This is a genomic window from Nocardia transvalensis, from assembly GCF_015477765.1.
GTDB classification, from domain to species: domain Bacteria; phylum Actinomycetota; class Actinomycetes; order Mycobacteriales; family Mycobacteriaceae; genus Nocardia; species Nocardia transvalensis_A.
The window spans coordinates 163,694-179,549 of record NZ_JADLQQ010000003.1 but is presented as its reverse complement, the minus strand read 5'-3'; the positions used below and the strand labels follow the sequence as shown (position 1 = coordinate 179,549).

Annotated in this window: 14 protein-coding genes; 9 read left to right on the top strand and 5 right to left on the bottom strand. The window is 68.1% G+C overall.

Annotated features, from left to right (window positions below):
* Positions 1-32 precede the first annotated feature (32 nt).
* The 5 genes from IU452_RS08825 (at position 33) to IU452_RS08805 (ending at position 5,967) form a co-directional block, all read left to right on the top strand.
* Positions 33-1,886: a putative bifunctional diguanylate cyclase/phosphodiesterase gene (locus IU452_RS08825; RefSeq protein ID WP_324192516.1), complete on the top strand. Its 1,854-nt coding sequence runs from the start codon at positions 33-35 to the stop codon at positions 1,884-1,886.
* Positions 1,887-2,341: 455 nt separating this feature from the next.
* Positions 2,342-3,304, top strand: coding sequence for a DMT family transporter (locus IU452_RS08820; RefSeq protein WP_324192515.1), 963 nt, complete (start codon positions 2,342-2,344; stop codon positions 3,302-3,304).
* 4 nt (positions 3,305-3,308) lie between these two features.
* Complete coding sequence (locus IU452_RS08815) at positions 3,309-4,346, top strand: Gfo/Idh/MocA family oxidoreductase (RefSeq protein WP_195108460.1); 1,038 nt, start codon at positions 3,309-3,311, stop codon at positions 4,344-4,346.
* A 97-nt stretch (positions 4,347-4,443) separates the two neighbouring features.
* Positions 4,444-5,433 (top strand): MauE/DoxX family redox-associated membrane protein, encoded by a 990-nt coding sequence (locus tag IU452_RS08810; RefSeq protein WP_195108459.1) that lies wholly within the window; start codon positions 4,444-4,446, stop codon positions 5,431-5,433.
* A gap of 195 nt (positions 5,434-5,628) precedes the next feature.
* A complete protein-coding gene (locus IU452_RS08805) occupies positions 5,629-5,967 on the top strand; it encodes a calmodulin (RefSeq protein WP_195108458.1) in 339 nt (112 codons plus the stop codon).
* 30 nt (positions 5,968-5,997) lie between these two features.
* Here IU452_RS08805 and IU452_RS08800 read toward each other — a convergent pair whose 3' ends face one another.
* Together IU452_RS08800 and IU452_RS08795 are read right to left on the bottom strand one after the other, a co-directional pair.
* Positions 5,998-7,539: a Rieske 2Fe-2S domain-containing protein gene (locus tag IU452_RS08800; RefSeq protein WP_195108457.1), complete on the bottom strand. Its 1,542-nt coding sequence runs from the start codon at positions 7,537-7,539 to the stop codon at positions 5,998-6,000.
* A 45-nt stretch (positions 7,540-7,584) separates the two neighbouring features.
* Positions 7,585-8,490 carry a hypothetical protein gene (locus tag IU452_RS08795; RefSeq protein ID WP_324192514.1) on the bottom strand — a complete coding sequence of 302 codons (906 nt, stop codon included), beginning with the start codon at positions 8,488-8,490 and terminating at the stop codon, positions 7,585-7,587.
* A 66-nt stretch (positions 8,491-8,556) separates the two neighbouring features.
* On the opposite strand from IU452_RS08795, the gene IU452_RS08790 reads away from it, so the two are divergent.
* Together IU452_RS08790 and IU452_RS08785 are read left to right on the top strand one after the other, a co-directional pair.
* A complete protein-coding gene (locus tag IU452_RS08790; protein ID WP_195108456.1) occupies positions 8,557-9,333 on the top strand; it encodes a lysophospholipid acyltransferase family protein in 777 nt (258 codons plus the stop codon).
* A 30-nt stretch (positions 9,334-9,363) separates the two neighbouring features.
* Positions 9,364-10,143, top strand: coding sequence for a lysophospholipid acyltransferase family protein (locus IU452_RS08785; protein WP_195108455.1), 780 nt, complete (start codon positions 9,364-9,366; stop codon positions 10,141-10,143).
* Between the two features lie 91 nt (positions 10,144-10,234).
* Here IU452_RS08785 and IU452_RS08780 read toward each other — a convergent pair whose 3' ends face one another.
* Entirely contained in the window at positions 10,235-11,653 is a 1,419-nt protein-coding gene (locus IU452_RS08780) for an MFS transporter (protein WP_195108454.1), read from the bottom strand.
* 124 nt (positions 11,654-11,777) lie between these two features.
* On the opposite strand from IU452_RS08780, the gene IU452_RS08775 reads away from it, so the two are divergent.
* Together IU452_RS08775 and IU452_RS08770 are read left to right on the top strand one after the other, a co-directional pair.
* On the top strand, positions 11,778-12,377 hold the full coding sequence (locus IU452_RS08775) for a TetR/AcrR family transcriptional regulator C-terminal domain-containing protein (RefSeq protein ID WP_195108453.1): 600 nt from the start codon (positions 11,778-11,780) through the stop codon (positions 12,375-12,377).
* A 114-nt stretch (positions 12,378-12,491) separates the two neighbouring features.
* Positions 12,492-13,505 (top strand): agmatine deiminase family protein, encoded by a 1,014-nt coding sequence (locus IU452_RS08770; RefSeq protein WP_195108452.1) that lies wholly within the window; start codon positions 12,492-12,494, stop codon positions 13,503-13,505.
* Position 13,506: 1 nt separating this feature from the next.
* Here IU452_RS08770 and IU452_RS08765 read toward each other — a convergent pair whose 3' ends face one another.
* Complete coding sequence (locus tag IU452_RS08765) at positions 13,507-14,166, bottom strand: hypothetical protein (protein WP_324192513.1); 660 nt, start codon at positions 14,164-14,166, stop codon at positions 13,507-13,509.
* Complete coding sequence (locus tag IU452_RS08760; protein WP_195108451.1) at positions 14,163-15,830, bottom strand: ABC transporter family substrate-binding protein; 1,668 nt, start codon at positions 15,828-15,830, stop codon at positions 14,163-14,165. Before IU452_RS08760 ends, IU452_RS08765 begins: the two co-directional genes overlap by 4 nt.
* Positions 15,831-15,856: the final 26 nt, after the last annotated feature.

The following is a 15,856-nucleotide window of genomic DNA, read 5'->3' as shown; positions in this document are numbered from 1 at the left end:
TGCTCAGGTCGGTTGGCTCTAGGCTATGCACCGTGCGAGGATTCGGATCTCGCGGCGATACCCGCACGCGTGTGCGGGCGGCGTCGGCGCTGGCGACGGCCATGGTCATGGCACGAACCACCGGGGCGTTCTACGTCATGGGTGGTGTACTGGGCCTGCTCATCACTGCCGTCGCTCCGGGGAGCGAGGGCAATCGCGTCGTGGTGGGCGTGGCGGCCGCGACCGCCCTGGCACTCGGCATCAGTTTGCTGATCTGGGGTCCCCGGCTGCCGCATTCGATTCACCACGGGTACGTCGCGGTCGCCACGGTGCTGGTGACCGTTGCGGTGCACTGGTTCCCGAATACCGTCGGCGCGATCAGCCTGGCGGCCTTCTACGTGTTCATCGCCTGCGACGCCGCGATCTTCTTTGCCTGGCAATGGGTTGCGGCACATGTGGTTTTCGCGGTGCTGCTGTGCCTGTGGGTGGTGCCCTCGCGCGGGTTGCCGTGGTGGTCGGGCATGATTCCGGCCGGGGTGACCGTCGGCGTGGGCATCGTGGTCGGGATCCTCACCCGGATGGCATCGGATGCCGATATCGATGTGCTGACCGGTCTGCTGAATCGGCGCGGTTTCGACCGGGCCCTCAACGGCGCCATCGCCCATGCCACCCGGACCGGACAGGGACTGGCGCTGGTGCTGGTGGATCTGGACCGCTTCCAGAAGATCAACGATCACCTCGGCCATCGCGCCGGCGACGCGGTACTGCAGCGGGTGGCCGACACCTGGCAGAAGCTGCTCGCACCCGGCCAACGGCTGGCCCGCTACGGCGGCGACGCCTTCGCGCTGCTGCTGCCGAACACCACCGAACAGGCGGCGATTCTGCTCACCGAGCAGCTGCGGGCCGCGGTCACCACCGGATGTTCGGCGGGCGTCACCTCCTGGCAGCCGGGGGAGTCCGGCTCGCTGCTGGTCAGCCGCGCGGACGTCGGGCTGTACCGGGCCAAGCAGGCCGGACGCAATCGGACGGTGCTGGAGTCGTCGCGGCAGCTGCCGCTGGCCGTGGAGCTGCGCGAGGCGATCGATAAGGGCGCCTTGGACGTGCACTACCAGCCGATCGTGAGCCTGACCGAGGGCGGCAGCAAGGCCGTCGGGGTGGAGGCACTGCTGCGGTGGTCGTCGAGCGCGCAGCCGGATGTCACGACCGAGGGCCTGATCCGGGTTGCCGAGGAGTACGACCTCATCTCCGATCTGGACGAGCTGGTGCTGCGCCGCGCCTGCGCCGACGCCGCCCGGCTGCAGGAGACCTTCGCCCAGCTCGATCTCACCCTGAATGTCAATGTGAGCGGGCTGGAACTGGCCGAATCCGAGTACGCCGACCGGGTTTCCGGCATCCTCGCCGATACCGGCTGGCCCGCCGAGCAATTGGTGCTGGAGGTGACCGAGAGCGAGCTGGCGGCCGAATCCCAGACGGCCATCGGGAATCTGCACAAACTACGCGAGCGCGGCGTCCGCATCGCCATCGACGATTTCGGCACCGGTTATTCCTCGCTGAGCCGCCTGGCGACCATCCCCAGCGACATCCTCAAGGTCGACCAGTCCTTCGTCGCCGCCATCCGCTCCGATTCCCCTGCGCCACCACTGCTGGGAGTCATTGCGGCCCTGAGCAAATCACTGGACCTGCAGGTCATCGCCGAGGGCGTGGAGACCGAATATCAGGCAGCCGTCCTCACCGAACTCGGCTTCGCCCTCGCCCAGGGCTACCACTACAGCGACTCCCACCCCGTCTCCGAACTGATCAGCGACCTGAACGACCGCCGCGGCCTGGTCGGCGCGGGAGCCCCCGACCGCGATTTCGCCGCCAACGGCTGGATCCCCCTCGACACCCCCTACGACACCGGCCGCTGAACGGCTCGGCCGCACCGGTCGCGCGAGATGCACCCCAAGCGGCGCTTCGCACCGCCTGCGTCCAGTCGCGGGGGCGAAGTGTGGCAAAGGGTGCGTCGGACGCCAGGCCGAATGGTCGGGGCACCCCCTACAACGCCACCGAGAGGGCCGACGGCTCGGCCGCACAGGGTTGCGGGGGGACGCATCCCTCGCGGCGTTTCGCACGGACTGCGGCTAGCCGTGGAGGGTGTGAAGTGTGGCAAAGGGTGCGTCGGACGCCAGGCGGGGTGGTCGGGGCGCCGCCTATGACGCCACCGAGAGGGGCGACGGCTCGGCCACACAAGTGTCGGGAACGGCGCACGCTGGTGGCACTTTCCATCGCCTGTGGCCGGTCGTGGAGGGCGGAAAGCCCGGTAAGGGGTGCGACGGACAGACCGGGTGGTCGGGGTGGAAGGTGGGGGCGCAGAATCGGGCGGGTGACGAGGTGGCGGCGGTTGGGTGTGGCGTTCGGGTTCTGTATCGGGGGTGGGGTGGCGGTGCAGGCGCGGATCAACGGGGCGTTGGGGGAGCGGCTGCAGGACGGGGTGGCGGCGGCGGTGGTGAGTTTCGGGTCGGGGTTGGTGCTGCTCGTCGCCGCGGTTGCGGTGAGTGGTCGGTTGCGGGAGGGGGTGGGGCAGGTCCGCGGGGCCGTGTGGGCAGGGAAGTTGCGGTGGTGGGAGTTGTTCGGGGGGTTGTGCGGGGCGTTCTTCGTTGCAAGCCAAGGGCTTACGGTGGCTGTGGTGGGCGTGGCGGCGTTCACGGTGGCCGTGGTGGCCGGGCAGTTGGTGAGCAGCCTGGTGGTGGATCGACTGGGGTTGGGTCCGGGCGGGCGGACACCGGTGACCGGCCTGCGGATCGTCGGGGCGGTATTGGCCCTGATCGCGGTGGCGGTGTCGGCCCTGCACGGTTCGGCGGCCGGGCACGGCACCTCGGTGATGACGCTGCGCGGCGTGCCCGTGACCGTGCTGGTTCTGCTGCCCGCACTCGCGGGTATCGGATTGGCCTGGCAGCAGGCCGTCAACGGTCGTGTCGGCGCGATCGGGGGACCGGTCCCCGCGACCCTGGTGAACTTCGCCGCCGGGACCGTGGCGCTGCTGCTGGTGGAGGCCGCCGTGGTCGCGAAGGTCGGTTGGCCGTCGCGGTTCCCCAGTGAGCCGGGGCTCTACCTCGGCGGGGCCATCGGAGTGCTGTTCATTGCGCTGGCCGCGCTGGTGGTCCGCTGGATCGGGGTGCTGCTGCTCGGTCTCACCTCGGTGGCCGGGCAGCTGATCGCCGCCGTCGTCCTGGATATCGTGGCGCCCACCGGTGCCGGGCTGTCGGCGACGGCGGTCATCGGGTGTGCCCTGACTCTCGTCGCGGTCGGGGTGGCGACGCGCACGAATCCTGCCGGATCACAATGACCTCATGCAGACACTCAACGTCGCCGTCGTGGGTTACGGGCTGGCCGGATCGGTCTTCCATGCACCGCTGATCGCCGCCGAACCACGAATGCGGGTGGCGGCGGTCGTGACCTCCTCGGCGGAGCGAGCCGAACAGGCCCGGCGCGAACATCCGGGTGTCCGCGTCGTCGGCGCGGTCGAGGAGCTATTCGCCGACACCGCCGGAATCGACCTGGCGGTGATCGCGACGCCGAACCGGACGCACGCACCCCTGGCCCGGCAGGCGCTCGCGGCGGGACTGCCCGTGGTGGTGGACAAACCGTTCGCCTTGACCGCCGCCGAGGGCGAGGAGGTGATCGCCGCCGCCGAGCGGGCCGGTCTGGCGTTGAGCGTGTTCCAGAACCGGCGCTGGGACAGCGACTTCCGCACGATCCGCCGCCTGATCTCCGACGGCAGTCTCGGTGAGATCCGGCGCTTCGAGTCCCGCTTCGAACGGTGGCGCCCGGTGAGCAAGGGCGGCTGGCGCGAGGTCGGCGGCGTCGACGACGGTGCGGGCATCCTCTACGACCTGGGCAGCCATCTCGTCGACCAGGCGCTGCACCTGTTCGGCCCGGTCGCCGACGTCTACTGCGAGCTGGACTCGCGCCGCGCCGACGTGCAGGCCGACGACGACGCCTTCGTGGCCCTCACCCACGCCTGCGGTGTTCGCTCGCACCTGTGGATGAGCGCTGTCGCACCGCAACTCGGCCCGCGGTTCCGAGTGCTCGGTTCCGAAAGCGGTTACGTCTCATACGGTCTGGACCCGCAGGAGGACGCCCTCCGTTCCGGTAGCCGCCCCGATGACGGAAAACCCTGGGGCACAGTCGATCCTGACCGCTGGGGCCTACTCGGCGCCGAAGGCGACATCCGCCCAATCCCCAGCGAACCCGGCAACTACCCGGCCTTCTACGCCGCCATGGCCGATACCCTCCTGGACGGCACCCCGGTACCGGTCGATCCCACAGACGCCGTGGCGACCCTGCAAATCCTCGAGCTGGCACGCAAGCGAGCCCAGCCCAGCTGACGTCCCGACTCTCGGGCCGGGGCGCGGGGGTAGCGATCGCGAAACAGGTTCCTGTGATAGGGCTTTCGGTTACACGCGGATATGTCATCGTGCGGTCATGCTGATCGAATACGGGGTGTGGGTGGCGCGATTGGCGGTGGCCGTGGTGTTCGGGCTGTCGGCGTGGGGGAAGTGGGTGGATCGGAACTCGGCGCAACAGGCGGTGACCGACTTCGGGATTCCGTTGCGATGGGCGCCTGTAGTCGCGGGGGCGCTGCCGGTAGTGGAGGTGGTGATCGCAGTCGGCGTATTGCCACCGTGGACGGCGGCGGTGGCGGCCTCGGCGGCAGTGGTCGTGCTGATGGCGTTCACCGTCGCGGTGGTCCGGTTGCTGAGGCGCGGAAAGCGGCCGGTCTGTTCGTGCTTCGGGGCGATGAGCACGACTCCTATCGGGTGGCGCACGGTGGCGCGCAACGGCGTGTTGATACTGGTGGCGGTCGGTGCGGCGGTCGGCTCGTTCGTGTATCCGCGTGTGCCGCTGGGACTTTCGGTCGATCGGATCGTGGGTACGACGGTGGTCGCGGTCCTGGTGGCAGTGCTGATCTGGCTGATCGGTGCCGTTCGGGCGCTGCGGCGGCGGGTGGACGAGCAGGCCCTGTCGTCCCTCGGGGCGGAGGGGTTGCCCGTCGGCGCGGTGGCGCCGGAATTCGAGTTGCTGGACACCCGGGGTGGGCGGGCCGGTCTCGAGGCGTTACAGCGGGGCGGGCGCCAGGTGCTGTTGGTCTTCGTGCATCCGGCGTGCGAGCTGTGCGCGGCACTGGCTCGGGAACTGCCGCGCTGGCGGGCCCGGACCGCCGATGCCCTCAGCATCGCGGTGATCGGCAACGGTGACGTCGATGAACATGCGGCCTGGGGCCGCGACCAAGGGCTGGGCGATATCCCGGTGCTGGTCCAGCAGGGTAACGAGGCGGCGTTGCGGTACCGGGTGCGCGGCACTCCGTCGGGGGTCCTGATCGGCGCCGACGGCCGGATCGCCGCACCGGTGGCGCGCGGCGCGATGGCCATCCGGGATCTGATCGGCCGGGCGAAAGCTGTTGCCCGGCAGTAATCACGCGGCAGTTCGGGGCGTCGGTACGGATGGGACGCGATTGCCCACCGGACGACCGTGTTTACGACACAGATACAGCCCGGTCCTTCAAATATATTGCCACGCAATCGATTCACCGGTTTGCCGGGTCGGGCCGCCGTAAAATCGATGGGCAAGAGTTCTTCCCGCCGAAATCAACTATCGAGGTGGAATATCATGGCGGACTTCGCATTCACCGATTACTCCGGCAAGGAATTCGTGATCCGGTTGACCAACGAGCAACGCATCGCCGAGGCCCGCCGCATTCTGTCCGGGGAAGAGACCATGTCGGTCCACGTCATGGGCCGCATCCGCAAACAGCAGGTCGAATACAACCCGGGGTGGAGTTTCCATCTGGACCCCGACACGATCACGTTCTTCACCGTGGCCATCGAGGTCTGCGACGCCAGTATCACCTACACCGAGGACCACCTCGACGAGGCCTGCGGCGCCTTCCTCCCGGGCTGCTTCTGGTGCCCCTGGTCATCCAGACTGACCAGGGAACTCACCGCCTGAAACCATCCCGCTTCCCGGCGAATGCCGGGATCAAAGCTTGCGCGCCCGCAGTTCGTGTCCCTTGGAGGTCTTGCATCGCCCGGATTCCAGATCCCATTGCCAGCCGTGCAGATTGCAGGTGAGAGTAGTTCCTTCCACCACACCGAATTTCGATAGATCGGCCTTCAGGTGCGGACAGCGCCGCTGTACTTCCCAGCCCGCGATTTCGGTGGAGGCCGAATCGTCGTGTGCCTCGGCGAACCAGCCGTCGGCATAGGCGATGCGCTCATCGGTCAGGCATTTGAAGAACGTGTAGAGGAATTCGTTGTAACCGCCGATGCGCCACGCCTGGAAGCGGGTGGACAGGAAGATGGTGTTGACCCAGTCGGGTTCGTTGTCGCGCAAGACCGTGCGCACCAGCTGGGGATCGATGCGGAAACCGTAGCGGTACTTGCCTTCTCCATCGATCGGCCCGCGCACCACCCGCTTGGGGAAGTCCAGGACCACGGTCTCCTCGCCCAGCACCAGGCCGACCGGATAGCCGATGCCGTCGCAGATCAGATCGCTCTGCACCATGATCGGCTCGAACAGCTCCTTCAGCTGCGGCAGCAGCGGTCCCTCGCCGGTGGCCCAGGACGCTTTCTCCGCGGCCAGCACCGGCGCCATGCGCTCGGCCATCCGCTCGATGTAGCCCGCCTTGTCGTTCCAGATCTCGGCCGGATCGAAGGGATGGGTGAGGTCGAGTTCGCGTCCGCGGACATCGGCGACCGAACCCGGGATCATCAGCACGCCGCCGTCGTGGCCGTTCTTGCGCATCTCCTCCAGGAACACCATCTGGTCCGGGAAGATGTTGCCGGTCTCGGCGCCGTCACCGGTGTCGTTGAGGTAGCGCAGCTCCGGATCCAGGAAGACCGGCGGCCCGGCCGAGGGCACTACCCAGGTCGCCCCGACCTGATCGATGTAGCTGCGCGCCCGGTCCATGCCGCGCTGCCGCTTCTGCTTGCCGAAGTTGGCCTTCGTCCGGGAGGGGATGTCGTAGACCATCGGGTACCAGATGGCGCCCGAATACTGCAGCAGGTGGATGTCGACGTGGCCGAACGCCTCGTGCAGCACGTCCATATCGACCGGCCGCGCGTCGTTCATGTTGAAGCAGACGGTCTCGCCGTCGGAGACGACCAGTCCGGAGTCGCCGATCGGGCCGTCGGCCGGGGCCCGCAGGGCGATGATCATGATGTCCAGATCACCGCCGGGCCCGGTGACGGTGTGCTTGACCGAATCCTCGGTCTCGAAGAATTTGTGGAAGCCGAGCTTCTCCAGCTCCCGCTTCAGGTCCGGCACCGGGTAGTCGGGCAGCAGGACGGTGGCGTCCTTGTTGACGTGCTCGGCGAGGTTCTTCGCGTCGAAGTGGTCGCGGTGCAGGTGCGAGACGTAGAGGAAGTCGCAGTTGCCCAGCTCGTCCCAGTCCAGCCGGGTGTTGTCCGGAAACGGGAACCACGAGCCGAAGTACGCCGGGTTGACCCACGGATCGCAGAGGATCGTCCCGGCCGCGGTGCGGATGTGGAAACCGGCGTGTCCGACGCTGGTGATCTGCACGAAGAAGTCCCTCCTGAACCGTTTGCCAGCCACCCAGGGTAGCCGCTACGAGGAAACGTCGCCGATGCAGTAACCCCGCTCACCGGCCTTCAGGGTGAACGTCCGCTCCTGCTGGACCCCGGCCGCGCCGGTGACCGGAACCGACACCGTGAGGTAGTCGCCGCGCAGCGGCTGGGAGGTGATCGAATCGTCGACGAAGGACTTGACCCCCGACAGCTTGCCCGGGGTCGTGGCCAGGGGTGCCGGGGCCGACCGTCCGGTGCCGGTGGGATCCCAGGCGGCCGGGCGTGCCGCGCAGACGAGCGGGAAGGCGCTGTCGGTATCGGCCGGATCCAGCGGGTTGCCGGTCAGCCGAGCTAGATAGCGGCGCACCGTGTGGCGGGCGTCGGCGTCGTTGAAGCCCGTGTCGGAGCCGGTGGGGAAGACGCGCGGGCAGGCGTACCCGGTGGCGATCTCGGCACGCTGGGCGGCGACGGTGACCCCGTCGCGCTGGTTCTTCCACACGATCGCCGACCCGTTGTCGACCCCCGGCTGCGCCAGCGCATCCAGAATGGCCTGCTTGTCGGAGTACATGGCCTCGACATTGCGCGGCGCCATGGTCCAGCAGCGCCGCTCGACCGCGGCCAACGGCAGTTGCTGCAGATCCCTCGCCCAGCGCGTGAGCGCATCCGCGGCCTTCGGATCCGGCGAGGCCAACGAGACGGTCACGCCGACCTCCCCGGCCGACGTCTCCGGCGGAAGCAGCGGCGCCGCGATGGAGGAGGCGGTCCTGGGCACCGCCGAAGACGTGCTCCCGGTGTCGTAATCGGTCCCCTCGATCCCGACCCGCGAGTCGCAGGCGGTGACGAGACCGGCTGCCAGCAGGGCGATGCCCCCCAGCAGGGCCCCGCGGATCGCGAATCCTGTACTGCGCCGATCAGATTCCCGCGCTGCTGGTCGGGGACGTCCCACTGCTGTCAACCTCTTTCGTATGCAGTACTCGGTACCGGGTGTGACAGCGACTACGCTAGCGGAATTGTGGAACCCGTCTACCGGACGATCATCGGCCTGGCCCGGACCGTCTTCTTTGTCCAGGGCCTGAAGTTCGACGTCAAGGGGGATGAGAACATCCCTGCCGAAGGTGGCGCGGTCATCGCCATCAACCACACCGGATATATGGACTTCACCTATGCCGGGCTGCCTGCCCGGACGCCGAAGCGCTATATCCGGTTCATGGCCAAGAAGGAGGTTTTCGACGACAAGATCTCCGGGCCGATCATGCGGGCGCTCAAGCACATCCCGGTGGATCGGTCGGCGGGCGCCGACTCGTACCAGGCGGCGGTGGAATATCTGCGCCGGGGCGAGCTGGTGGGCGTGTATCCGGAGGCCACCATCAGCCGCAGCTTCGAGATCAAGGAATTCAAGTCGGGCGCGGCACGGATGGCCATCGAGGCCGGGGTGCCGATCATTCCGATGGTGATCTGGGGCGCGCAGCGGGTGTGGACGAAGGGATATCCGAAGCGATTGGGGCGCACCAACACGCCCATCTCGATCGCTGTCGGCGAGCCCATCGCGCCGCCCGCGGTCACCGACGGCACTATTGCCGAACCGGCGGCCGAACTGACCCGCCGGCTGCGCTCCACCATGCAGGACCTGCTGTTGGAGTTGCAGAAGGACTATGTTCACGAGCCCGGCGCATACTGGGTTCCCGCCCGGTTGGGCGGTAGTGCCCCGACACTGGAGGAGGCCGACGCGATGGATGCCGCCGAGGCCGAGGCCAAGGCGGCGAAGCGGAAGTCGGACGCGGGCGAGTAGTTCGGCGGGTAGTACAGGAGTTTCGAGAGCATGGCGCGAGAACCCGTTTTCGACGTCCTCACCGGATTGGTCCGGACGCTGTTCTGGGCGCAGGGATTGCGGATCGATATCGAAGGACAGGAACACATTCCGCGCGCCGGTGGGGCCGTACTCGCCGTGAACCACACCGCCTACCTGGATTTCATGGAAGTGGGCCTGGTGGGCCGCAAGTCGGGCCGCAACGTCCGCTACATGATGAAGGCCGAACTCGAGCACGGCATCGTGGGCTGGCTGATGAAGCACTGCAAGGCGATCGGCGTGGATCGCACCGCCGGAGCCGAATCCTTCCAGCGCGCCGTGACCGCCCTGCGCGACGGGGAGATCGTGGTGGTCTATCCGGAGGCCACCATCAGCCGCAGTTTCGAACTGAAGGAATTCAAATCCGGCGCCGCCCGGATGTCGATCGCGTCCGGGGTCCCGATCGTCCCCATGATCATCTGGGGCGCCCAGCGGGTGTGGACCAAGGACATCCCGAAACAATTGGGCCGGCACAACTTCCCGATCAACATCCGGATCGGCGAACCGCTTCCGCCGCATGAGCCCGCCGAGGCGCTGACCGCCGAATTACGTTCCCGGATGGAGCATTTGCTCGCCCGCGCCCAGCAGGGCTACGAGATGCCCCCGGGCGCCCGCTGGGTCCCCGCCCGCCTCGGCGGCACCGCCCCCACCCTCGAACAAGCCGCCGTCATCGAAAAGGAAGAACTCGCCCGCCGCCGCGCCGCCGCCCAACGCCGCGCCGCACGTGAACACCGCCGCGCTGCCAACGAGTAACTGTCGTCCCCGGTGTTCCCTCGCGAGACTCCGGCCAAAAGTGCGCCGGAATCTTGATGGGCGGTCGGGCGGGTGAGTCACCGCTGGTGCGTCACTCCGAGAGGGCGGGCGCCTTGGCCGTCGAGGTCGGGGTGGGATCGGAGGCGGCTTTGCTTTGCGGCCGGGAACCGGCGAAGGTGACTGCGGCGCCCACGATTCCGATGACCGTGGCGGTCCAGAAGGCGGTGGGGAAGCCGGTGGGGACCGAGGCGACGATGAGGGCCGCGGCGAGTTGGCTGCCGAGCGCGCCGCCCACCGTGCGGGCGACGGTGTTGATGCCGTTGGCCGTGGCGGCATGGGCCGTGTCGACCGTGCGGTGGAGTTGGGCGGGGGCGGCGGTCATCACCAACCCGGTGCCGATTCCGATCGGGAGGGCGCAGACGGCCAACTGCCACAGGTGATCATGGGCGAGTGCCAGCAGGGCCGCGCCGGAGGCCGTCACCAGTAGTCCCGAGATGAGCGGCAGCTGCGGTCCGTGCCGCGTGGTCAGGCGCCCCGCGAGGGTTCCGGCGGGCAGGATCACCACTGTCGCGGGCAGCATGACCAGCCCCGCGGTGGTGACCGAGGCGCCGAAACCACCCGCCGCACTCGGGAGTTCGGCCAGTTTCGGCACCAGCACGTAGTACAGGAACTGGATCGTGCCCAACACGAAGATCGCCAGATGCGCCGTGCCGACCCGCGGGTGCAGGACCAGATCCATATCGATCAGCGGGTAGCGCAATCGTCGTTCGATCCCCAGGAATCCGGCGAGCATGGCCACACCGGCCGCGGCCGTCGCGAGCACCGGCACCGAGAACCACCCGCTGCCCGGTCCCAGGGTCAGTGCCAGCAAGATTCCCGACAGCCCACCGGCCAGCAGCACGGTACCGGCAGGATCGAAACCGCCCGTGGCGCGCGCGGGCCCCTCGGGCACGAACACATAGGTGAGAACCAGTGTGACGGCGATCAATCCGGCCCCGGCCACGAACAACCACCGCCACGAGGCGTGATCGACGATCAGCCCGCCGCAGACCAGCGCGATCCCGGCCGCCCCGCCGACCAGCCCGGACAGCAGTCCCAGCCCCGCATGCACGCGATCGTGCGGCAGGACATTCGGCACCGAACCGAAGGCCAGCGGCAGCACCGCCAGGCTGATGCCCTGCCCGGCCCGGGCCGCGATGAGCACGCCGATATTCGGGGCGGCCAGCGCCACGAGGGTGGCGCCCAGATACAGCGTCAGCACCACCAGCAGCATGCGGCGGCGGCCGTAGTGGTCGCCGAGCCGTCCCACCAGCGGGGTGAGGATCGCGCTGGCCAGCAGCGGCGCGCTCAGCACCGCCCATGCCGCACCGGTCGCGCCGGTGTGCATGGCCTGCTGCAGCACACCGATGGCCGGGACCAGCATGGTTTGCATCAGGCCGTAGGACAGCACGCCGAGCGCCAGGGCGGTCATCGCCCCGATCCGGCGAGCGGGCGGGATTGCGGTGGTCATGAACCCTCCTCTACTCCTGCGAACACCGTTCGCATTAGGCGACCCTAACTTGGTGCGAACGATGTTCGCAAGAGGCCGGAACGGGATTGATTAGGCTCGGTACGCCACGGCAGAAGGGAGACACGTGCGCGCACAACCGCTGAGCCGCGACGCGATCGTCGCCGCCGCCCGGCGCATCGCCGACGCGGAGGGTCTGGCCGCGCTCACCCTGCGGCGCGTGGCACAGGAACTGGATACCGGCCAGGCGTCGCTGTACCGGCACATCGCCGACCGCCGCGAACTGCTGGCCCTGCTCAACGACGACCTCGCCCGCTCGTTCCCGGTGGCGCACAACGGATCCGCGCGCGAGCGGCTGATCCGGCAGTGGTGCGCGGCGCATCGGATTCTGCTGGAGCATCCATGGGCGGCCAGGGTCGTCATCGACGCCGCCTCGGTCACCCCGACGGCCCTGCCCTTCACCGAATCGGCCATGTCGGCGCTGCTCGAGGCGGGTCTGGATGCCGCGACCGCCGCCCGCACCTACCGCGCCGCCTGGCATCTGCTCATCGGCCAGGTCGTGAACGAACACCCGCTCGGCCACCCGGGCTTCGAGATAGATCCCGCCGCTTACCCGGCCCTCACCGCCGCCCGTCCCCACCTGCTCGCCGCCGATCCGGCCGCGGAGTTCGAGTGGTCGCTGCGACGACTGCTCGATGGAGTGCTGGGACCGTGTGAGAAACGCTGAATTATCTGGTCATACGACCGTTTTCGGCGACACGCGGGTCGGCGCGCCAGGCTCGGCCGTACGACACGCCGACCTGCTGACATCCGGGCCGCAGCCTCGATACCGTTCGGAATCATGACGCGCTATGTGATGCCGGCGGAGTCCGCCCCGCATGCCCGGACCTGGCTGGCGTGGCCGGCCAAGGAGTCGGTGTGGGAGGAGCTGCTACCGCGGGTGCGCGCGGAGGTGGCGGGGCTGGCGCGGGCGATCGCCGAGCACGAGCCGGTGACGATGGCCGCCCGGCGCGAGCACGTCGAGGAGGCACAGCGGGCGTGCGGCCCGGCCGTGGAGGTGGTCGCGGCACCGCTGGACGACCTCTGGATGCGCGATACCGGACCGGTGTTCGTGACCGCACCCGACGGCACGCTCGCCGGGATCGACTTCAACTTCAACGGCTGGGGTCAGAAGGCCGAATGTCATCTCGACGCCAAGGTGGCGCGAAAGGTGTTGGAACTGGTCGGGATTCCGCGGGTGATCGCCCCGATCGTCGCCGAGGCCGGCGCCCTGGAGGTCGACGGCGCGGGCACGCTGCTGGCGACGGAGAGCTCGCTGATCAACCCCAACCGCAATCCGGGGCTGGGGCACGACGATATCGAGAAGGCCATGGCCGACCTGCTCGGCATCACGAAGGTGGTGTGGCTGCAGGGCGTCGCGGACGAGGATGTGACCGACTGTCATGTCGACGCCGTGGCCCGTTTCGCCGAACCCGGTGTGGTGCTGCTGGATTGGCCGGTCGACCCGGATCCGGCCGATGTCTTCGTCCGCGCCGCCGCCCAGGCCCGCGCCATCCTGATGGAGGCCACCGACGCCGCCGGTCGCCGCTTCGACATCGTCGAACTCCCCCAGCCGGATCCGGCCGCGATGCCGGGCACGCGCGGCTCCGAGTTCCTCTACTCCTACGTCAACTTCTACGTCGGCAACGACGCCGTCTACCTGCCCGCCTACGGCGACCGCCGCGGCGACGACCGGGCGGCGGGCATTCTCGCCGACCTGTTCCCGGGCCGGGACGTGGTCCGTGTGGAGTACAACGCGGTCGCCGAGGGCGGCGGTGGAATCCACTGCTCGACCCAGCAGCAGCCGCTGGTGTGAATCAGCTGGGATCGGAGCCGCGAATCGCCGCGAACCAGATCGCGACCACCGCGGCGACCGTGATGGCGCAGAGGAATGCGGGAAGGCCGCCGCCGACCACGTAGACCCAGAACAGGGCGACGAACGGTGCGGCCACGGCGTATTGGGCGTCCAGCAGCAGGCGGCGGCGCAGCCGGGACGCATGGGCGGCATGGGCGGGGCCGTCCGGATCCGGGCGCGTCGGGTTGTCGACGAGGCGGCCGATCGGCTCGGAATCGCGCAGTGGGCCCGCGGGGTAGAGGCGGTGACCCCCGAGATGGACCGTCCCCCGGCCTGATTCGGCCGTCGATTCCACGAGGGTGACCAGGATGGAGTCGAAATACACCGGCAGCCAACGGGTTCGGCCGCCATCGGTGAGCTCCAGCCAGGACCGGCTGAGCAGCCGGTATTGCTGGCGGACCCGCTTGCATTCGGCGGTGCCGGGGCGCACCGTGCGCACTCGTAGCACGCCGAACGCCACCGCTAGACGAAAGGCGGTGTAGCACAGCACGACCAAGGCCACGGTGGCCAGGACGCTCAACTGGTCCAGATCGACGAACGGCGCCCAGGCGAGGCAGACCGCCAGGGCGCCGATCGTCGTCAGGACCGGGTAGGCCAGGGGGTGGCCCGCACCGGGGATCACTTCAGGAAGCCGACCTTCGTCCAGTCCGGGTCGGCCAGTCCGAATGCGCCGATATTCGCCAGATTCGCGCGCACCGCGTAAGTGCCGGAGGCCTGGTTCAGCGGCAGCGAGAAACCCGACTCCCAGATCATCTTGTCGCATTGGTTGGCGAGTTCGATCGCCTTCTGCGGGTCGAGTTCAGAAATGGTCTGTTCGATCAGGGCATTCAATTCCGGCGAACCGATTCGGCCGTGGTTGCCCTGCGGATTATTCGGGTCGTAGTAGTAGATCTGCGGGAGGGCCACGAGTGGCAGGGAGCTGCCGACCCAGCCGCTCTGCGCGAGATCGAAATTGCCCGGGTTGATGTAGTCGGTGAACAGGGCGGTACCGGGCACGGTTTGGATGTTCAGCTTCACGCCGACGCGGGCGAGATTCTGCTGGACGATCTTGGCGGTGTCCACCCACTGATCCTGCTGGTACATCACATCGCGCAGTTCGAGCCTGCGGCCGTCCTTCTCACGGACGTCGCCGTTGAGCTTCCAGCCGAGCGCGTCGAGTTCGCGCGCGGCCGCGTCGGGATCGAATGCCACCGGCGCGGAATTGTCCTGGTAGCCTTTCTGACCCGCCACGAAGATATGGTTGTTCAGCACCTTGGGCTTGTCCACGATGCCGTGTTGGCTCTGATCGACGATCGCCTGCCGGTCGATCGCCTTCGAAATCGCGACCCGGAGTTTCGGATCGGACAGGATGGATCCCGGCGCACCGTTGAACGTGATGACGTTGAACGTCGGCTCGGCGGCACGGCGAACCACCACGCCGGGAGTGTTGCGCGCCCCCGTCACATTCGCCAGGCCCGACATATATGCCCAGTCGATCTCGTCGTTCTGGACAGCGCCCAGCACCGCACTGTTGTCGAGCACGCTGTAGGTGATGGTGTCCAGCTTCGGCGTCGGCCCCCACCACTTCGGATTACGGCCGAGCGTGATGCGGTTCTGAGTGCGGTCGATATTCGTGATGATGAACGGGCCCGCGCTCAGCGTGATCCCGTCGCGGTTCGCATTGTCGAAGGCCTCGGGCGATTCGGTCACGGACTTCGGATAGAGGGGAGTGAACTGACCCTTCCATTCCGCATAGTGCTTGTCGAAGGTGACGATGGCCTGCCGGTCGTCCACACCGCGTTCGACCTTCGCGACCCGATCGAACCCGCCCGATCCGGCGATCTGGAAGCCCCTCTCCGGGTGACCCAGCGCCTCCGCCTGGGACCGCAGATCCTCCCAGGTGATCGGGGTGCCGTCGGACCACACCGCCTTGGGGTTGATGGTGTAGACGACCGTCTGCGGGTTGGTATTGGTGAGTTGAATGTCGGTGAAGTAGTTGTGGTCTATCGACAATTCACCGGCGGCGTCGCTGACGAAGGCCCTGGGCATCAGGGGTGTGACGACATAGTCGACGTCCTGGACGTTTCCGTCGACATGCAGTTGGTTGAAGTTGGCCGGGAATGAGGTCAACTCCAACCGCAGGTTGCCACCGTCCCGCAGCTCACTGGGATCCTTCGGATTGATGTCGTTGGTGGTCCCGATATCGGCGGTGCCGCCGGTATCGGCGCCGGAACCACATCCCGACACAATCAGCCCGAAGGCGACCGCGGGGATCGCGATGCGGCACAGGGTCGAACGAATCCGCATGGATCGCTTCCTTTCGTCGGGATGTC

Excerpts from the sequence above, each read along its gene's own strand:
- IU452_RS08815 (WP_195108460.1), top strand. The coding sequence starts at position 3,309 with ATGCAGACACTCAACGTCGCCGTCGTGGGTTACGGGCTGGCCGGATCG.
- IU452_RS08810 (WP_195108459.1), top strand. The coding sequence starts at position 4,444 with ATGCTGATCGAATACGGGGTGTGGGTGGCGCGATTGGCGGTGGCCGTG.
- IU452_RS08805 (WP_195108458.1), top strand. The coding sequence starts at position 5,629 with ATGGCGGACTTCGCATTCACCGATTACTCCGGCAAGGAATTCGTGATC.
- IU452_RS08785 (WP_195108455.1), top strand. The coding sequence starts at position 9,364 with ATGGCGCGAGAACCCGTTTTCGACGTCCTCACCGGATTGGTCCGGACG.
- IU452_RS08780 (WP_195108454.1), bottom strand. The coding sequence starts at position 11,653 with ATGACCACCGCAATCCCGCCCGCTCGCCGGATCGGGGCGATGACCGCC.
- IU452_RS08770 (WP_195108452.1), top strand. The coding sequence starts at position 12,492 with ATGACGCGCTATGTGATGCCGGCGGAGTCCGCCCCGCATGCCCGGACC.
- IU452_RS08760 (WP_195108451.1), bottom strand. The coding sequence starts at position 15,830 with ATGCGGATTCGTTCGACCCTGTGCCGCATCGCGATCCCCGCGGTCGCC.